This is a genomic window from Kribbella sp. NPDC003557 (assembly GCF_040610805.1).
Classification (GTDB): Bacteria; Actinomycetota; Actinomycetes; order Propionibacteriales; family Kribbellaceae; genus Kribbella.
Genome location: NZ_JBEXMY010000005.1, coordinates 59,196 through 76,294, shown reverse-complemented (window position 1 = coordinate 76,294; position 17,099 = coordinate 59,196). Strand labels below are relative to the sequence as shown.

At 70.3% G+C, this 17,099-nt stretch carries 16 protein-coding genes and 1 riboswitch; of the genes, 7 read left to right on the top strand and 9 right to left on the bottom strand.

The genetic code is table 11. The features are described from left to right. Positions 1-112 precede the first annotated feature (112 nt). Both ABZW60_RS21015 and solA read left to right on the top strand, forming a co-directional pair. Positions 113-1,102, top strand: a complete 990-nt coding sequence (locus ABZW60_RS21015; RefSeq protein ID WP_355479196.1) for an aldo/keto reductase — start codon at positions 113-115, stop codon at positions 1,100-1,102. A 20-nt stretch (positions 1,103-1,122) separates the two neighbouring features. Beyond that, positions 1,123-2,244, top strand: coding sequence for an N-methyl-L-tryptophan oxidase (solA, locus tag ABZW60_RS21010; protein WP_355479194.1), 1,122 nt, complete (start codon positions 1,123-1,125; stop codon positions 2,242-2,244). Here the strand turns inward: solA and ABZW60_RS21005 are convergent. Genes ABZW60_RS21005 through ABZW60_RS20980 form a run of 6 tightly spaced genes read right to left on the bottom strand, consistent with a single transcriptional unit; the run spans position 2,241 to position 7,731 of the window. Then, on the bottom strand, positions 2,241-3,035 hold the full coding sequence (locus tag ABZW60_RS21005; protein ID WP_355479192.1) for a sirohydrochlorin chelatase: 795 nt from the start codon (positions 3,033-3,035) through the stop codon (positions 2,241-2,243). The two genes, solA and ABZW60_RS21005, sit on opposite strands and share 4 nt — an antisense overlap. Continuing rightward, positions 3,032-4,318 carry a GTP-binding protein gene (locus tag ABZW60_RS21000; RefSeq protein ID WP_355479190.1) on the bottom strand — a complete coding sequence of 429 codons (1,287 nt, stop codon included), beginning with the start codon at positions 4,316-4,318 and terminating at the stop codon, positions 3,032-3,034. Before ABZW60_RS21000 ends, ABZW60_RS21005 begins: the two co-directional genes overlap by 4 nt. Then, on the bottom strand, positions 4,318-5,217 hold the full coding sequence (gene cysD, locus ABZW60_RS20995) for a sulfate adenylyltransferase subunit CysD (protein ID WP_355479188.1): 900 nt from the start codon (positions 5,215-5,217) through the stop codon (positions 4,318-4,320). The genes ABZW60_RS21000 and cysD overlap by 1 nt, the downstream gene beginning before the upstream one ends. Further along, the gene (locus ABZW60_RS20990; RefSeq protein ID WP_355479186.1) at positions 5,214-5,900 is read right to left on the bottom strand and encodes a phosphoadenylyl-sulfate reductase; all 687 of its coding nucleotides are present in this window, start codon (positions 5,898-5,900) and stop codon (positions 5,214-5,216) included. Before ABZW60_RS20990 ends, cysD begins: the two co-directional genes overlap by 4 nt. Next, entirely contained in the window at positions 5,897-6,046 is a 150-nt protein-coding gene (locus ABZW60_RS20985) for a hypothetical protein (protein ID WP_355479184.1), read from the bottom strand. Before ABZW60_RS20985 ends, ABZW60_RS20990 begins: the two co-directional genes overlap by 4 nt. Beyond that, entirely contained in the window at positions 6,043-7,731 is a 1,689-nt protein-coding gene (locus tag ABZW60_RS20980; protein WP_355479182.1) for a nitrite/sulfite reductase, read from the bottom strand. Before ABZW60_RS20980 ends, ABZW60_RS20985 begins: the two co-directional genes overlap by 4 nt. Before the next feature lie 409 nt (positions 7,732-8,140). Between ABZW60_RS20980 and ABZW60_RS20975 the strand changes: the two genes are divergently transcribed. From ABZW60_RS20975 to ABZW60_RS20960, 4 genes are read left to right on the top strand one after another with little or no spacing between them, the layout of a single operon-like run. Further along, on the top strand, positions 8,141-8,710 hold the full coding sequence (locus ABZW60_RS20975; RefSeq protein WP_355479180.1) for a winged helix-turn-helix domain-containing protein: 570 nt from the start codon (positions 8,141-8,143) through the stop codon (positions 8,708-8,710). Further along, the gene (locus tag ABZW60_RS20970) at positions 8,707-9,900 is read left to right on the top strand and encodes an MFS transporter (protein WP_355479178.1); all 1,194 of its coding nucleotides are present in this window, start codon (positions 8,707-8,709) and stop codon (positions 9,898-9,900) included. The genes ABZW60_RS20975 and ABZW60_RS20970 overlap by 4 nt, the downstream gene beginning before the upstream one ends. A 15-nt stretch (positions 9,901-9,915) precedes the next feature. Further along, positions 9,916-10,518: a hypothetical protein gene (locus ABZW60_RS20965; protein ID WP_355479176.1), complete on the top strand. Its 603-nt coding sequence runs from the start codon at positions 9,916-9,918 to the stop codon at positions 10,516-10,518. Next, a complete protein-coding gene (locus ABZW60_RS20960; RefSeq protein ID WP_355479174.1) occupies positions 10,515-11,753 on the top strand; it encodes an amidase in 1,239 nt (412 codons plus the stop codon). Before ABZW60_RS20965 ends, ABZW60_RS20960 begins: the two co-directional genes overlap by 4 nt. A gap of 1 nt (position 11,754) precedes the next feature. On the opposite strand, the gene ABZW60_RS20955 is transcribed toward ABZW60_RS20960, so the two are convergent. Beyond that, the gene (locus tag ABZW60_RS20955) at positions 11,755-12,225 is read right to left on the bottom strand and encodes a MarR family transcriptional regulator (protein ID WP_355479172.1); all 471 of its coding nucleotides are present in this window, start codon (positions 12,223-12,225) and stop codon (positions 11,755-11,757) included. Positions 12,226-12,288: 63 nt separating this feature from the next. Here ABZW60_RS20955 and ABZW60_RS20950 point away from each other — a divergent pair, with 63 nt between their 5' ends. After that, complete coding sequence (locus tag ABZW60_RS20950; RefSeq protein ID WP_355479170.1) at positions 12,289-13,839, top strand: DHA2 family efflux MFS transporter permease subunit; 1,551 nt, start codon at positions 12,289-12,291, stop codon at positions 13,837-13,839. Positions 13,840-13,890: 51 nt separating this feature from the next. On the opposite strand, the gene ABZW60_RS20945 is transcribed toward ABZW60_RS20950, so the two are convergent. Together ABZW60_RS20945 and ABZW60_RS20940 are read right to left on the bottom strand one after the other, a co-directional pair. Continuing rightward, positions 13,891-15,339, bottom strand: a complete 1,449-nt coding sequence (locus ABZW60_RS20945) for a glycine hydroxymethyltransferase (RefSeq protein ID WP_355479168.1) — start codon at positions 15,337-15,339, stop codon at positions 13,891-13,893. 28 nt (positions 15,340-15,367) lie between these two features. Then, positions 15,368-15,448, bottom strand: a riboswitch (ZMP/ZTP riboswitch). A gap of 14 nt (positions 15,449-15,462) precedes the next feature. Next, positions 15,463-17,094 (bottom strand): acyl-CoA dehydrogenase family protein, encoded by a 1,632-nt coding sequence (locus ABZW60_RS20940; RefSeq protein ID WP_355479166.1) that lies wholly within the window; start codon positions 17,092-17,094, stop codon positions 15,463-15,465. Positions 17,095-17,099 lie beyond the last annotated feature (5 nt).

The following is a 17,099-nucleotide window of genomic DNA, read 5'->3' as shown; positions in this document are numbered from 1 at the left end:
GATATCACGCTATCGCCGGGAGGCACTGGCAGTACCTGGAACGAGAGGGACTCCCTGCCGACGGCCTGCACTCCTACGGTGAGGTCAAGAGCATCGAGCCGGAGGAGACACCATGCATGTGCGTACGCTCGGTCAGGGTCTGCAGGTGTCCGCGGTCGGTCTCGGCTGCATGGGCATGTCGCAGAGCTACGGCCCCAACCCCGGTGACCGCGACGACATGATCGGCGTGATCAGGTACGCCGTCGAGCAGGCCGGCGTCACCTTCTTCGACACCGCCGAGGTGTACGGGCCGTACGTCAACGAGGAACTGGTCGGCGAGGCGCTGGCGCCGGTGCGCGACCAGGTGGTGATCGCGACGAAGTTCGGGTGGGACATCCAGGACGGCAAGATGCTCGGGACGAACTCACGCCCGGAGCAGATCCGGCGGGTCGCGGACGCATCGCTGCGGCGACTCGGGATCGACGTCATCGATCTCTTCTACCAGCACCGGGTGGACCCCGACGTGCCGATCGAGGACGTCGCCGGGGCGGTCGGCGAGCTGGTGCGGGCCGGGAAGGTGCGCCACTTCGGGCTGTCCGAGGCCGGCGCCGGCACGATCCGCCGGGCACACGCCGTTCATCCGGTCACCGCGGTGCAGAGCGAGTACTCGCTGTGGACCCGGGATCCCGAGCCGGAGGTGCTGCCGGCCTGCGCCGAGCTCGGCATCGGCTTCGTGCCGTTCAGCCCGCTGGGCAAGGGCTTCCTCACCGGCACGGTCGGCACGTCGACCGAGTTCACCGCCGGCGACATCCGCACCAGGGTTCCGCGGTTCGAGGCGGGCAACCTCGGCGCCAACGAGGAACTGGTGAGCTACGTCCGCTCCATCGCGGAGCCGAAGGGCTGCAGCCCGGGGCAGGTGGCGATCGCGTGGCTGCTCGCCCAGCAGCCGTGGATCGTTCCGATCCCCGGCACCCGGCGCCGCGAACGGATCGACGAGAACACCGGCGCCACCCAGGTCGCGCTGTCGGCCGACGAGATCGCCGGCCTCGACGCGCTCGCCGCGCGCGTCGGAGTCGGGGGCGACCGCTACAACCCTGCCGGGATGGCGATGGTCGGCCTCTGAACCCGCCATAGGCTGACCGCATGACTGATGTCGTGGTGGTCGGGCTGGGAGCGTTCGGATCGGCGGCGTTGTGGCGGCTGGCCGCGCGCGGCGTCGATGTGGTCGGGATCGAGCGGCAAGGGATCGGGCACGCGTTCGGGTCGTCGCACGGGACGACGCGGCTGTTCCGGGTGGCGTGTATGGAGCATCCGGGTCTGACCGAGATCGCGCGGAAGTCGTTGAACTTGTGGACCGAGCTGGGCGCGCGCAACGACGCGACGTACGTCCGGCAGACCGGTTCCCTGAACGTCGGTGCTCCTGACAGCCGGCCGGTGCAGGGTGCGCGCCTCGCGGCGGCCACGGCAAGCGCTCCGACGACCGACCTGACACACGACGAGCTGCGCGAGCGGTTCCCGCAGTACAACCTGGCGGCCGATGACGTGGCGGTCTGGGATCCCGGCGCCGGGATCTGCTACGCCGAGCCGGCCGTGCGGGCCCATGTCGCGGAGGCGCAGCGGTTGGGCGCCACGGTCTATCCGCACACGATGGTGACGGCGGTCGACGTCCGGCCGGACGGTGTGACCGTGCGGACGCCGACGACCACGATCACCGCGGAGCAGGTCGTGATCAGCACCGGCGCGTGGTTGAGCAAGCTCGTCCCGGGCCTGACGCTGTCACCCCGTCGTACGCCGTTGTTCTGGTTCCAGCCGAAGGATCCCGCGTCGGACGCGTTCCGGCTGGAGAACTTCCCGTCGTTCATCTGGGAGTTCGCGGACGGCCGGGGACTGTGGGGGCACGGCTCCGGCGACGACTTCCTCGTCAAGGTCGGCCTCGACGGCGCGGAGCGGGACCGGGACGTCGACCCCGACGAACTGGACCGCTACATCCACCCGCGCAAGGACATCGCCGAGCTGTCCGCGGCGATCGCGGACCACTTCCCGGCGCTCGACCCCGAGCCGGTGAAGCTGATGCCGTGCATGGTCACCGACTCGCCCGACGGTCAGTTCCTGGCCGGGCGGTACGACGAGCGCGTGGTGATCGCGGGCGGCGACAGCGGGCACGGCTTCAAGCACTGCGCCGGCCTCGGTGAGCTCCTGGCCCAGATCACGACGAAGGAGACGCCCTTCACGGACGTCTCCTTCGTCGATCCGCACAGGTTCTAGGCGGTCCGGACCAGCTCCGGGCGGGCGATGACCGGGCGCGGAGCCGGCTCGAGGGTGAGCAGGTCCAGGCCGGCCACGCCGTAGCGGAGCAGGACCAGGCGGGCCACCTCGGCGCTGACGCCCAGCGGCGCCGAGACCGCGACGGCGCCGGCCCGGCGGGAGGTGGTTTCGGCCTGGTCGGGCAGGACGCCGGGCGCGAGGAAGAGCGAGCCGACCGCCACATGGCGGCGACCCTCCAGACGCCACTGGAGCACGGCCTCGGCGGGCGACGGCGACGCGGCGCAGACGAACGCGGCGGTCACCGGCAGCTTGTGACGCTGGCCCCAGAGCCGCGCCAGACGGGTCACGCTCGCGTTCGCGTGCGAGTCGCTGGAACCGGCGCAGGCGAGCACCAGCGCGTCCAGCTCACGCACGCGGCCGTCCTTCAGCTCCGCGCGCATCCGGCGGTCCAGGACGTCGAGCAGCGTGTCGTCGTACCCGAGCACGTCGGACGCGATGATCCGCAGGTTCGGGAACCGGGTCCGGGCCTCGTCGACGACGGCCGGTACGTCGATCCTCGCGTGGTAGGCCGACGACAGCAGCAGCGGGAGCACGACGACCTCTTCGACGCCTTCGGCGGCGAGCTTGCCGATCACCTGGTACGGCGTGGGCGGGCAGTGGTCGAGGAAGGAGGCTTCGATCCGCAGGTCGTCCCGCATCCCGCGCAGGCACGTGACGAGCGAGTGGACGGTGGCGGCCGAACGCGGGTCGCGGCTGCCGTGGGCGAGGATCACGAGCGCTGGAGCAGTCACAGCAGTTCCCCTTCTTCGTCGTCGATCATGCCGGCCGCGAGCGTCCACCCGTCGTGGGCGTCGATCAGCAGGAACGATCCGGTGATGGCGTTGCTGGAGTACGGATCGGCGGCCAGCGGTGCGGCGACCTTGAGCTGCACCTTGCCGATGTCGTTGAGGCCCAGCTCGGTGGCATCGATGACGCCGAGCGTGTCGAGGTCCAGCGCCCCGGTGATCTTGGTGACGATCGCCTGCGCGGTCGTCGTGGTGTGCTTGATCAGCACCCGGGCCCCGACCGTCAGCGGCCGGTCGGACAGCCAGCTGACGGTGGCGGCCAGTTCCCGGCGGGTGCCGGGGGAGGCCTCGGCGGCGACGATCACCGAGCCGCGGGCGACGTCGATGTCGTCGGCGAGCCGGACGGTGACGGCCTCGCCCGCGACCGCGGACGGCCGCTCGACCACGGCGGTGGTGGTCGGGGTGACGACCGGGCGGTCGATGCCGGCGATCGACGTACGGCGCCCCGCGGGCAGCACGATGACCGGGTCGCCGACCGTAACGGTGCCGGAGGCAACGGTGCCGGTGTAGCCGCGGTAGTCGCGGTACTCGTCGTCGGTCTGCGGCCGGATCACGTACTGGACCGGGAACCGCAACGGCTGCGCCGAGGTGTCGGTGCGGCCGTTCGCGTTCTCCAGGAGCTCGAGCAGCGTCGGCCCGTCGTACCAGGCGGTCTCGGGGGAGCGGGCGACGACGTTGTCGCCGACGAGCGCGGACACCGGGATGGCCTGCAGGTCGGCGATGCCGAGCTGGTCGGCGACCTCGCCGACGTCTTCGGCGATCTTGGTGAACACGGCCTCGTCGTAGCCGACCAGGTCGATCTTGTTGACCGCGAGGACGACGTGCGGGACCCGGAGCAGGCCGGCCACCGCGAGGTGCCGGCGGGTCTGCTCGAGAACGCCGTGACGGGCGTCGACCAGGATGATGACGACGTCGGCGGTGGAGGCGCCGGTCACGGTGTTGCGGGTGTACTGCACGTGTCCGGGGCAGTCGGCCAGGATGAACGAGCGCTTGTCGGTCGCGAAGTAGCGGTAGGCGACGTCGATCGTGATGCCCTGCTCCCGCTCGGCGCGCAGGCCGTCGGTGAGCAGCGCGAAGTCGAAGTCGCCGCCGCGAGCTTCGGAGACCGTCTTCACGTGCGCGATCTGGTCGGCGAGGATCGCCTTGCAGTCGTGCAGCAGCCGGCCGACCAGGGTCGACTTGCCGTCGTCCACGGAGCCGGCGGTGGCGAGCCGCAGCAGGGTGCTCATCAGAAGTACCCCTCTCGTTTCCGGTCTTCCATCGCGGCCTCGCTGGCCCGGTCGTCGGCGCGGGTGGCGCCGCGTTCGGTGATCTCGCTGGCCGCGACCTCGATCACGACATCGGCGGCCGACGTCGCGGTGGAGGCGACGGCACCGGTGCAGGACATGTCGCCGACCGTGCGGTACCGGACGGTGCGCTGGGCAACGGTCTCGCCGTCGCGCGGCCGCGAGTACGGGCCGACGGCCAGCAGCATGCCGTCGCGCTCGAACACGTCCCGCTCGTGCGCGTAGTAGATGCTCGGCAGCGGGATCTGCTCGCGCTCGATGTAGTGCCAGACGTCCAGCTCGGTCCAGTTCGACAGCGGGAACACCCGGACGTGCTCACCCGGGCGGTGCTTGCCGTTGTACAGCGACCACAGCTCCGGGCGCTGGTTGCGCGGGTCCCACTGGCCGAACTCGTCGCGCAGGCTGAAGATCCGCTCCTTGGCCCGGGCCCGCTCCTCGTCGCGCCGGCCGCCACCGAACACGGCGTCGAACCGGTGCGCGTTGATCGCGTCCAGCAACGGAATCGTCTGCAGCTGGTTCCGGGTGCCGTCGGTACGCTCCCGCAACCGGCCGTCGGCGATGTAGTCCTCGACGCGCGCGACCTCGAGCCGCAGCCCGAGTTCCTCGACGACCGCGTCGCGGTAGGCCAGCACCTCGGGGAAGTTGTGCCCGGTGTCGACGTGCAGCAACGTGAACGGCACACCCGCCGGCGCGAACGCCTTCCGGGCCAGGTGCAGCATCACGATCGAGTCCTTGCCACCGGAGAACAGGATCACCGGCCGCTCGAACTCCGCCGCCACCTCGCGGAACACGAAGATCGATTCGCTTTCGAGAGCATCGAGCTCTGTGACTGTGACGGTCATGTGTGCAACCCGCATTCCACCTTGCCGGTGCCCGCCCAGCGGCCGCTGCGCGGGTCCTCACCGGGCGCGACCCGCTGCGTGCACGGCTCGCAGCCGATCGACGGGTAACCGTCGTACTGCAGCAGGTTGACCAGTACGCCGTTGTCCTGGATGTAGCTGTCCAGGTCCTCCTGCGTCCACGGCGCGATCGGGTTGAGCTTCACCATGTCCCGCTTCTCGTCGTACTCGACGACCGGGGTGTTTGCGCGGGTCGGCGCCTCCTCGCGGCGGATCCCGGTGACCCAGGCCTTGTAGCCCGACAGGTACCGGTTCAGCGGCTCGACCTTGCGCATCGCGCAGCACTTGTTCGGGTCGCGGTCGTGCAGCTTCTCGCCGAACTCGGCGTCCTGCTCGGCGACCGTCTGCTTCGGCGTCGCGTTGATCAGGTGGATCGGCAGCGTCGCCGCCACCGCGTCCCGGGTCCCGATCGTCTCGGCGAAGTGGTAGCCGGTGTCGAGGAACAGCACGTCGACGCCGGGCGCCGCGGCGGCCGCGAGATGGGGGAGTGCGCCGTCGGCCATCGAGGCGGTCACCACCAGCTCGTCGCCGAAGGTCTCCCGCGCCCAGGCGAGCACCTCCACGGCCGACGCGTCGGCCAGTCGAGCGTTGGCCTCCTCGGCGATCGTCTTCAGATCCGTACTCATTCCACCGTCACCCGCAACCCGATCATCTTCAGCTGGAACACCCGTGCACACGGCCGGCACTCCCACGCGCCATGACCGTCCTCGGCAGGACGAAGGTCCTCGTCCCCGCAGTAGGGGCAGTAGAGAGGTGCCGCACGCTCACTCATGTCAGTGCCTCCTCGTCCGCTCGGGTGACCCACTGGGCGAAGCGCTCGCCCTCGTTGCGCTCCTTCAGGTAGTTCTGGGTGACGCGCTCGACGTAGTCGGTGAGACCGTCGGCGGTGACCTTGTGACCGCGGAGCTTCCGGCCGAAGCCGGCGTCCAGGCCGAGGCCGCCGCCGAGGTGCACCTGGTAGCCCGGCACCTGCTTGCCATCGGCATCCATCACCAGCTGACCCTTGAGGCCGATGTCGGCGACCTGGATCCGGGCGCAGGAGTTCGGGCAGCCGTTCACGTTCACGGTGATCGGCACGTCCAGCTCGGGGATCCGCTCCTCGAGCTCGTCGATCAGCTGCGCGGCCTTCGCCTTGGTCTCGACGATCGCCAGCTTGCAGAACTCGATCCCGGTGCAGGCCATCGTGTTCCGCCGCCAGGCCGAGGGCCGCGCCTGGAACCCGAGCCCGGCCAGCTCGGCGATCAGCGGCTCGACCTGCGCCTCCTCGACGTCCAGCACGAGCAGCTTCTGCTGCGCGGTCGTCCGGATCCGGTTCGACCCGTGCCGCGCGACCACGTCCGCGACCTTCGCGAGCGTCGTACCGGAGACCCGGCCGACGACCGGCGCGACGCCGACGTAGTACTTGCCGTCCTTCTGCTGGTGGACACCGACGTGGTCGCCCTGGACCGCGGGCACCTCGGGCGCCGGGCCGTCGATCAGCTTCCGCTTCAGGTACTTCTCCTCGAGCACCTCACGGAACTTCTCGACGCCCCAGTCGGCGACCAGGAACTTCAGCCGGGCCCGTGTCCGCAGCCGGCGGTAGCCGTAGTCGCGGAAGATGCTGGTGACCCCCCACCAGGCTTCGTGGACCTCGTCCAGCGGGATCCAGGTCCCCAGCCGCTGCGCGAGCATCGGGTTCGTCGACAGGCCGCCGCCGACCCACAGGTCGAAGCCCGGACCGTGCTCGGGGTGCACGACGCCGACGAACGCGATGTCGTTGACCTCCGGTACCACGTCGTGCGACGGGTGACCGGTCAGCGCGGTCTTGAACTTCCGCGGCAGGTTGGAGAACTCGTTGCTGCCGATGTAGCGCTCGACGATCTCGTCGATGGCCGGCGTCGGGTCGATGATCTCGTCCGCGGCGATGCCGGCGACCGGGCTGGCGATCACGACGCGCGGCACGTCACCACAGGCCTCGGTGGTGTACAGGCCGACGGCTTCCAGCCGCTGCCAGATCGCCGGTACGTCCTCGATCCGGATCCAGTGCAGCTGGATGTTCTGCCGGTCGGTGATGTCCGCGGTGTCGCGCGCGTAGGTCGTGGAGATCTCGGCGATCACCTTGAGCTGCTCGGTGCTCAGCTGGCCGCCCTCGACCCGGACCCGCAGCATGAAGTAGCGGTCGTCCAGCTCCTCCGGCTCGAGCGTCGCGGTCTTGCCGCCGTCGATCCCGGGCTTGCGCTGGGTGTACAGACCCCACCAGCGGAACCGGCCGCGCAGGTCGGCGGGGTCGATCGAGTCGAAGCCGCGGTGCGCGTAGACGTTCTCGATCCGGGCCCGGACGTTCAGGCCGTCGTCGTTCTTCTTGTTCTCTTCGTTCTTGTTGAGCGGCTCGCGGTATCCGAGTGCCCACTGGCCTTCGCCCTTGCCCTTGCGGGGGCGGGCCGGTTTGCGGGCAGCAGAGGTGACGCCGGCAGTCATCGGGGCGTGTCCTTGTCCTCATGACAGGTGCTCACCGAGGGCGGCAGGATCGAAGCGTCGTCGGTTCGATACGTTCCGCGCGGTGCGCACCCAGCGGTGATCGGGGGTGATCAGGGGGCCGTCATTGGCCCGGCAGGGTGGCTGTCAGAACATCGAAGGACAACAGATGGCGCTGCGCATCCGCCCGAGGTCGACATGAATGCGACCTACGAGGTGGGTGGAGAGGGCAGCGAGCATGTCCACAAGCGTCAGCGTCAGAGCCTGACAAATCAACTCCCATTCCTACATCGTGAGACCCGATCTCACGATGTGGCTATGTCTACCAGTCTGCTGGAGATTGATTCTGCTACCTGGCGTATTCCACAAGAGATCTTGTGCAAGAGCTCTTGTGGAACCTATTCTGCTCTCCATGACGCCCGCCAACCGCCGGACCGTGACGCCGTCCGTGCTCGCCGCCATCCACCATCCGCTGCGCCGCCGGCTGCTGGACCTGCTATACGTCGACGGTCCCGCGACCGCCTCCCGGCTGGCCGGCGCCACCGGAGAACTTGTCGGCAACATCAGCCATCACCTGAAGGTTCTCGCGTCCGCGGGCGTGATCACCGAAGCTCCCGAGCTGGCCCGGAACCGCCGGGAACGGTGGTGGAAGCTCGGCGACACCTCGGAGTACTCCTGGTCGATCGCGGACGCGCAAGGGGACCCGGCGGGTGAGCTCGTGGCGGCCACCGCCGAGGACGCGAACCTCGCCCATCACGTCGGCAAAGTGCGGCAGTGGTTCGACATGCGGCACGAGTTCGACGAGCCGTGGGTGCGGGCGGCGTACGCGACCGAGAGATGGCTCACATTGACGCCCGAGCAGCTCACCGAGCTGAGCGAGCGCGTCGAGGACCTGGTCCGCGAGTACTACGACCACCCCGCCGAGGGCGACGACGCCCACCGCGTGTTCTTCTTCGCCCACGCCGTACCGGCCCGGCCGTGAGCACGACGGTCTTCCCGCCGCTCCGGAGAGACCGTCGGGTGCACGGATGGATCGCGTCGGCCGCGGTCTCGCAGGCCGGCGACATGGCCTGGTACGTCGGCCTCGCCTGGAGCGCCGCCCAGGTCACCACTCCGGCGGGTGCCGGGCTGGTGATGGGCATCGGCGCGCTGCCCAAGGCCCTCGTCCTGCTGTACGGCGGGGCGCTGGCGGACCGTTTCGACGGCCGCCGGACGATGATCCTGGCCAACCTCGCGCGGATCGTCGTCCTCATCGTCGCCGCTACGGCGCTCGCGGTCTGGGGACTCTCGCTCGCCTTGCTGCTGACAGTGGCTGTCGTGTTCGGCGCCGTCGACGCGCTCTACACGCCGGCCTCCGGCACGCTGCCGCGGCGGATGGTCCGCTCCGACGACCTGGTGAAGCTGTCGGCCGGTTCGCAGCTGGCGCAGCGGCTCGCGGTCTTCGCCGGTGCCCCGCTCGGCGGGTTGCTGGTCGCACACGGCGGGCTGATCACGGTGATGATCGCCGACGCGGCGTCGTTCGTGGTGATCGCGCTGACCCTCGCGTTCCTGGTGAAGCCGCGGCTCCCGCAGCCGGTGTCCGCGGGGCGGTCGATCCGCGCGGACCTCCGCGAGGGCTTCGCCTACCTGAAGCGTGACGTCCGGGCGCGCACGCTGGTGATCGCGTTCTCCGGGCTGAACCTGTGCGTCGGTCCGATCCTCGCGGTCGGTCTGGTGCAGCGCACGCACTCGGCGGGCTGGGGCTCGGCCTGGTTCGGCTGGTTCGAGGCGTGCTCCGGGGTCGCGGCCGCGGCCGGCGCGCTGGTGGCGATGCGGTGGAAGCCGGCCGACCTGGCGCGGTCGGGCCTGCTCGCCCTCGTCGTCCAGGCGGCCGGTTGCGCGATGATCGGGCTGATGCCGAAGCTCGGCGTCTTCGTCGCGATGGCGATGATCGGCTGCACCGCCGGGATCGCGTCGGCGCAGCTGTCGGCGGCGTTCCAGCAGTCGGTCGATCCGGCGTACCTCGGGCGCAGCTTCAGCATCGTGAACCTGTCGGACGAGGCGCTGATGCCCGTCGCGATGACCGGCTTCGGCGCCCTGATCAGCTTCTCGAGCATTCCGGTCGCCTGCGTGCTGGTCGCCGCATTGTTCGCCGCGCTGGTGCTGTGGGCGGCGGCCCGCGTCGATCGCTGACGTAAACTCGCGCGGGTGTCCGGCTGGGAGAGCGTCCGTGAGTTCACCGTCGGCACGGTCGAGCTGCCGGCCACCCGCAAGCGCAAGAAGATCGGGTGGGGACCGAAGGCGATCCGGGTCCCGCAGGGTGGCAAGGACGAGCGGGTGCTCGCGGCGTGCGCGTACGTCGGGCCGGATCACTCGCTGTTCCTCGACGCCGGGCTGACGCAGCTGCTCTGCATGGCGGTCCCGTCGGGCGACAACACCTGGACCGTTCAGGACGCCGGGGCGGCCCCTCTTGGAACCGTCACCCGGATCCCGTCGACCCGGCCGCTGCTTCGCCCGAACTGGCGGATCGAGCAGCCCGGTCAGGTCGAGGTGATCGGGCGGACCGAGTGGCTGAGCGGCGACGCGAAGCAACTCGCGGAGAAGGCCGCCGGGCGGCTGTTCACCGGTGTACTCGACGCGCTCACCGGCTTCGGCGCCGAGGGCGGTGACCAGCCGACCAAGGAACGCGTGCTGGAGTGGCGCGCCGGCGACGACGTCGTCATGTTGTCCGAAGCAACCAAGTCGATCACGATCAAGGCCGCCTGGCTGGACCGCCGTCTCGCCTTCGCCTACACGCTCGTTGCCGGATGAACCACCTACCCCGGCGGGCTCGGGAGATCGCGGCGTCGGTGCGGTCCGGGGACGTCAGCGCGGTGGAGGTTGTGGAGCGGGCTCTCGAGGCGGCTCGGCGGCTCGATCCGGTGTTGCACTTCCTCGAGGCGCTTGACGCGGACGGGGCGCGGCGTGCCGCGGAGCGGTTGGAGCCGACCGGATTGCTGGCGGGCGTACCGTTCCTGATCAAGGCGCGGACACCGCCCGAGTCGCCGATCCTGGAGCGCCTGATCGCGACGGGAGCGATCCCGATCGGGTGGTCGACGCGGGCCCGGCCGGGCGCCGTCTCGCTGACGTTCGGGTGGAACGGGCAGGAGTACACGCGGAATCCTTGGGATCCGGCGCGATCACCCGGTGGCTCGACCGCCGGGGGAGCGGCGGCGGTCGCGGCAGGCGTCGTACCGATCGCGACCGGTGGGGACAGCGGCGGATCCTTGCGGATCCCGGCATCGTTCTGCGGGATCGTCGGGTTCAAGGGCACATACGGCCGGGTCCCACGGCCGGGTGGGCGTGGGTCGGGTGGGCGTGGGTCGGGCGGTCGCGGGTCGGGCGGTCGCGGGTCGGGCGGGCTGACGACGGCCGGCGTGGTCGGCGCGGATCTCGACGACGTCATCCTCGCGACGAGCATCGCCAGCGGCCCGCACCATCTCGATCCGTCTGCCCTGCCGCACTGGCCCGTACCAATTGAGCCCGCGCGGCGGTGGCGGGTCGCGTACTTCTCCACACTCGGCGCCTGTCCCGCAGACGAAGGCGTCGACCACGTGCTCCGTGAACGCCTGGCCGCGGCGGACGTCGAGGTCGTCGCCGTACCGCTGGAGCTCGCGCCCACGGACGAGGCATGGCCGGTCCTGTCAGCGCTCGACAACGGCCGCGGCGTGGAGGCCGCCGCTGCCGACCGTGCTCGTGAGATCCGTGACCACAACAACGCTGCGCTCGGCCGCCTGTTCGCCGAGGTCGACGTACTGATCACACCGACGACGCTGACCGTTGCCCACGGCTACGACCAGCACGAGGAGAGCATCGTCACCGGCGATCCGTGCTGGGTGTTCAACGTGACCGGCCACCCCGCGGTGAGCGTCCCGGCCGGTCTGTCGAGCGGGCTCCCGGTCGGGATGCAGGTCGTCGCGCCCCACGGCGCCGACGCCGTCGCGCTCGCCGCGGCCAGGCACCTGCAGGCAAGCCTCCCGCCGCCCCCGATCTGCGCGGCGCACTGATTCAGCGTGGGTGCTCCGAGCGCCAGTTCTTGATCATCTGGTCCATGTCGGCGTGGATGAAGGCGAAGAAGTCGGCCGCCTCGGTCAGGCGGCGGCCGACGGGGGAGTCCTCGCCGAACAGGGACGCGCCGGAGCGGCTGGTCGACTCCCACTCGCTGAGGGCCAGGTTGCGCCGCTCGAGGATCGCCGCGAAGACGTCCTCGCGGATCCGGTAGTGGTCCTTGCGGGATCCCGGCAGCCGCTCGCGGGAGATGAACGACACCTGCAGCAACTGCCGTACGGCGCCGGACACCGCCGGCTGGCTGATCTTCAGCGACTCGGCGAGCTCGGCCGCCGTCATCGTCCCGGTCGGGCTCACCAGCATCGCGCCCATCACCCGCGCCGACATCGTCGGTACGCCGCTGTTCGCCAGCACGCCCGCGAACCGCTCGACGAACTGACTGACTGCCTCCCGACTGGGTTCCTCCACCATGGTTGAAGCTTACAGTAATTTGATCTATCGCAACTATCACAGACTTCTGATATTTTGAATTTCATGACCTCGACCATCGGCACCTCTCAGCCGGCCCTCACCGGCGCCCGGCGTTTCGGTGTCCTCATCGCACTGTGTCTCGCCGTCCTCGTGCTCGGCCTGGACACCACCGTGCTCAACGTCGCCCTGCCGACGCTCGCCCAGGACCTGGACGCGTCCACCAGCCAGCTGCAGTGGATGGCGAACAGCTACAACCTGGTGCTGGCCGCGCTGCTGCTGCCGGCCGGCCTGCTCGGCGACCGGTACGGGCGGCGCAGGATCATCGCGATCGCGCTGTCGCTGTTCGGGCTGGCGTCCGTGGCCTGCGCGCTGTCGGACTCGGCCGGCCGGCTGATCGCCGCCCGCGCCTTCCTCGGGATCGGCGCGGCCATGATCGTCCCGGTCGCGCTGTCGCTGATCACCGTGCTGTTCCGCACCGCCGAGGAGCGGAAGAAGGCGATCGGGTTCTTCGTCGTCGCCAACAGCATCGGCATGCCGCTCGGCCCGATCGTCGGCGGCCTGCTGCTCGACCACGCCGGCTGGCAGTGGATCTTCGTCATCAACGTGCCGATCGCGTTCCTCGCCGCGCTCGCCGTCACGCTGCTCGTCCCGGAGAGCCGCAGCGCGAACAGTCCGGCCATCGACTGGCCCGGCATCGTCTTGTCCAGTGCGGGTCTGGCCGCTCTGGTGTACGGCGTGACCAAGGCCGGCGAGACGTCCTGGGGTGACAGCGTGACCGTCGTCTTCCTCGGGCTGGCCGTCGTGCTGATCGCCGGATTCCTGCTCTGGCAGCGGCGGGCGACCGGGCCGCTGATCGAGCTGCGGCTGTTCAGCGAGCGGGTCTTCACCGGCGGCGCCGTGCTGCTGACGGTGTCGGTGTTCGCGATCTTCGGGTTGCTGTTCACGATGCCGCAGTACTTCCAGGGCATCAACGGGTCCGACGCGCTGCACACCGGGCTGAAGCTGCTGCCGTTCATCGGCGGTATGACGGTCGGCGCCAAGCTGGCCGAACCGGTCGAGGCCCGCGCCGGCACGCGGCTCGTGGTGATGACCGGTTTCGCGGTCATGGCCGTCGGCTTCGTGCTCGGCGCCTTCACCGACCTCGGCACCGGGTACGGCTACACCGCGATCTGGTTCGCCGTGGTCGGGTTCGGCCTCGGGTGCTCGATGCCGCAGGCAATGAACGCGGCGCTCGGCGTCCTCGACCCGGAGCGGGCCGGCACCGGATCGGGCCTGCTGCAGGCGTTCCGCCAGGTCGGCGGCACGGTCGGGGTCGCCGTACTGGGCACAGTCCTGAACTCGGTCTACCGGAACAACGTGGACACGACGGGTCTCCCGGCGCAGGCCGCGGACGCGGTCGAGAAGAGCCTCGGCGGCGGACTCGCGGTGGCCGCGAAGACCGGGTCAGCCGACCTCGCGAACACCGTGCGGGACGCCTTCCTCACCAGCCTGAACACCACGATGTGGGTCTCCGCCGCCATCGCCGTCGCCGGCGCCGTCCTCGCGGCCGTCCTGATGCCGAAGCGCGCCGCAAAGCCCTCGCAGGACGTGCTGATGGGAGTGCAGGACTCCTGACCACAAGACACAGCGCCCGCTCCTTCGGGGGAGCGGGCGCTGCTTCGTGTGTCAGCTGAGCTCGAGGCCCGGGTACAGCGGGAACTTGTCGAGCATCTCGGCCGAGGCGGCCTTGGTCTTGTCGGCGACGCCGTCGGCCAGGACGTACTTCGCCTTGGACGGCGCGCCCGCGGACGTGGTCGTCGGCGTCGTCGCGGACAGCACGTCGACGATCAGCTCGGCGACCCGGTCGAACTCGTCGGCGCCGAAGCCGCGGGTGGTCAGCGCCGGCGTACCGATCCGGACGCCGGAGGTGTACCAGGCGCCGTTCGGGTCGCGCGGGACCGCGTTGCGGTTGGTGACGATACCCGCGTCGAGCAGCGCCGACTCGGCCTGCCGGCCGGTGATGCCGTACGACGAGACGTCGAGGAGGACCAGGTGGTTCTCGGTGCCGTCGGTGACCAGCTTCACGCCGCGCTTCATCAGACCCTCGGCGAGCGTGACCGCGTTGTCGGCGACGGCCTGCGCGTACTGCTGGAACGAGGGCTGCCGCGCCTCGGCCAGCGCCACGGCCTTCGCGGCCATCGTCTGGCTGAGCGGACCGCCGAGGACCATCGGGCAGCCGCGGTCGACCGAATCGGCGTACTCCGGCTGGCACAGGACCATGCCGCCGCGCGGACCGCGCAGCGACTTGTGGGTCGTGGTCGTCGTGACGTGCGCGTGCGGGACCGGGTCGAAGTCGCCGGTGAACACCTTGCCCGCGACCAGGCCGGCGAAGTGCGCCATGTCGACCATCAGGGTCGCGCCGACCTCGTCGGCGATCTCGCGCATCTTCGCGAAGTTCACCTTCCGCGGGTACGCCGAGTAGCCGGCGATCAGGATCAGCGGCTTGAACTCGCGGGCCTTGCGGGCCACCTCGTCGTAGTCCAGCAGCCCGGTCTCCGGGTCGGTGCCGTAGGAGTGCTGGTTGAACATCTTGCCGGAGATGTTCGGCCGGAAGCCGTGCGTCAGGTGACCGCCCGCGTCCAGCGACATGCCGAGCATCTTCTGGTCGCCGAGCGCCTTGCGGAGCTTGGTCCAGTCGTCCTCGGTCAGGTCGTTGACGTGCTTCGCGCCCGCCTCGGCCAGCGCCGGGGACTCGATCCGCTGGGCCAGGATCGCCCAGAACGCGACCAGGTTCGCGTCGATGCCGGAGTGCGGCTGGACGTAGGCGTGCGGGGCGCCGAACAGGGCCCGGGCGTGGTCGGCCGCGGTCTGCTCGACGGTGTCGACGTTCTGGCAGCCGGCGTAGAAGCGGTGCCCGATGGTGCCCTCGGCGTACTTGTCCGACAGCCAGTTGCCCATCGTGAGCAAGGTGGCGGGGGAGGCGTAGTTCTCACTCGCGATCAGCTTCAGCGAGGACCGCTGGTCGGCCAGCTCGGCCCTGATGGCGCCGGCGATGGTGGGCTCCACCGCGGCGATCACCTGCAGCGCGTTGTTGTACGCGGCCGACGCGGCGGCGGCGTCGAAAGGTTGAGTCATCGTTGTCTCTCCTGCGGTTGCAGTGGGTCGCCGGCACCCAGGCGCACGGTGCCCGCGTTCTTCGCTCCCCGGTGGTTCTCCACCTAGCGCGCCAGTCGCGACTGCCCTAAAGAAAAGGCATAGTCACCCTATCGCGCGGTCGACGATCTGCTGGAACGGCGTCGTCCTCGGCAGCGTGCCGAACACCCCACCCCAGTCCTTGGCCAGCCGGGACGCCACGAACGCGTCCGCGACCTCGGGCGTCGAGTGCCGGATCAGCAGGGAGGCTTGCAGGCACAGGGCCATCAGCGCGGCCAGCCGCCGCGCGCCGGCTTCGGCGTTCTCGATGTCAGCAAGCGCTTGCAGTACGTCGTTCACCGCCGCGTCCAGCCGCTGGTCCGCACCCTGTACGGCGGCCATCTCGGTCAGCCACGCGTCGAGCGACTCGGGCCTGCGCAGCGCCCGCAGGACGTCGAGGGCGTTCACGTTCCCCGACCCCTCCCAGATCGAGTTCAGCGGCGACTCCCGGTAGAGCAGCGGCAAGCCCGACTCCTCGACGTACCCGTTCCCGCCGAGACACTCGAGCGCCTCCGCCACCATGAACGGCGTCCGCTTACACACCCAGAACTTCGCGAGCGGCAGAGCGATCCGCCGAAAGGCCGCCTGCTGTGCGGCGCCGCCGGTCGCAGCGTCCACGGCCGCCGCCAACCGCATTCCCAGGGCCGTTGCTGCCTCGCTCTCGATGGCGAGATCCGCGAGCACGTTCTGCATCGCGGGCTTGTCCGCCAGCAACCCACCGAACGCCGACCGATGCCGCGTGTGCCAGACGGCCTCCACGAGCGCCCGCCGCTGCAGCGCGGCCGACCCCAGCACACAGTCCAGCCGCGTCGCCGCCACCATCTCGATGATCGTCCGCACCCCGGCGCCCTCGTCACCCAGCCGGTACCCGATGGTGCCGTGGAACTCGACCTCCGACGACGCGTTCGAGCGGTTCCCGAGCTTGTCCTTCAACCGCTGCAGCGCGAACGGGTTCCGGTTGCCATCGGCAAGAACCCGCGGTACGACGAAGCAGCTCAGCCCGTCCGGCGCCTGCGCCAGGACCAGGAACACGTCCACCTGCGGCGCCGAGCAGAACCACTTGTGCCCGTTCAGCTGGTACACGTCCCCGGCCGGCGTCGCGGTGGTGAGGTTCGCCCGGACGTCGGAGCCGCCCTGCTTCTCGGTCATGCCCATCCCGGCCAGCACACCGCGCTTCGCCCCGACCGGCAGCCGCCGGACGTCGTACTCGGTCGACGCGAGCTGCGGGATCCACTCCTTGGCGAGCTGCTCGTCCGCCCTGAGCGCCGGCACCGCGGCGTACGTCATCGAGATCGGGCAGCCGTGCCCCGGCTCGACCTGCGACCACAGGTAGAACCCGGCGGCGCGGGTCAGGTGCGGCGCCGGGCGGTCGCCCGGCTCGGCCGTCCAGGGCGCGGCCTGCAGCCCGAACCCGACGGCCTGCTCCATCAGCCAGTGCCAGGACGGGTGGAAGTCGACCTCGTCGATCCGGTTCCCGTAGCGGTCGTGGGTGCGCAGGACCGGCGGGTTCTGGTTCGCCGGGAGTGCGTGCGCGCGGGCCTCCTCGGAGCCGGCGAGTCCGCCGATCCGGCTCAGGCCGGGATCCGCCGTCAGGTCGGCGTACGGACGCAGAGCGTCACCGAGGGGCTGATCGTGGGTGAAGAAGTTCACGCCCCGCAGTGGGGGAGCCTGATTCGTTACCGCGAATGGGTCCGCCATGTCAG

Coding starts and splice junctions, on each gene's coding strand:
- ABZW60_RS21015 (WP_355479196.1), top strand. CDS start 113: ATGCATGTGCGTACGCTCGGTCAGGGTCTGCAGGTGTCCGCGGTCGGT.
- solA (WP_355479194.1), top strand. CDS start 1,123: ATGACTGATGTCGTGGTGGTCGGGCTGGGAGCGTTCGGATCGGCGGCG.
- ABZW60_RS21000 (WP_355479190.1), bottom strand. CDS start 4,318: ATGAGCACCCTGCTGCGGCTCGCCACCGCCGGCTCCGTGGACGACGGC.
- cysD (WP_355479188.1), bottom strand. CDS start 5,217: ATGACCGTCACAGTCACAGAGCTCGATGCTCTCGAAAGCGAATCGATC.
- ABZW60_RS20990 (WP_355479186.1), bottom strand. CDS start 5,900: ATGAGTACGGATCTGAAGACGATCGCCGAGGAGGCCAACGCTCGACTG.
- ABZW60_RS20985 (WP_355479184.1), bottom strand. CDS start 6,046: ATGAGTGAGCGTGCGGCACCTCTCTACTGCCCCTACTGCGGGGACGAG.
- ABZW60_RS20980 (WP_355479182.1), bottom strand. CDS start 7,731: ATGACTGCCGGCGTCACCTCTGCTGCCCGCAAACCGGCCCGCCCCCGC.
- ABZW60_RS20975 (WP_355479180.1), top strand. CDS start 8,141: ATGACGCCCGCCAACCGCCGGACCGTGACGCCGTCCGTGCTCGCCGCC.
- ABZW60_RS20960 (WP_355479174.1), top strand. CDS start 10,515: ATGAACCACCTACCCCGGCGGGCTCGGGAGATCGCGGCGTCGGTGCGG.
- ABZW60_RS20955 (WP_355479172.1), bottom strand. CDS start 12,225: ATGGTGGAGGAACCCAGTCGGGAGGCAGTCAGTCAGTTCGTCGAGCGG.
- ABZW60_RS20950 (WP_355479170.1), top strand. CDS start 12,289: ATGACCTCGACCATCGGCACCTCTCAGCCGGCCCTCACCGGCGCCCGG.
- ABZW60_RS20945 (WP_355479168.1), bottom strand. CDS start 15,339: ATGACTCAACCTTTCGACGCCGCCGCCGCGTCGGCCGCGTACAACAAC.
- ABZW60_RS20940 (WP_355479166.1), bottom strand. CDS start 17,094: ATGGCGGACCCATTCGCGGTAACGAATCAGGCTCCCCCACTGCGGGGC.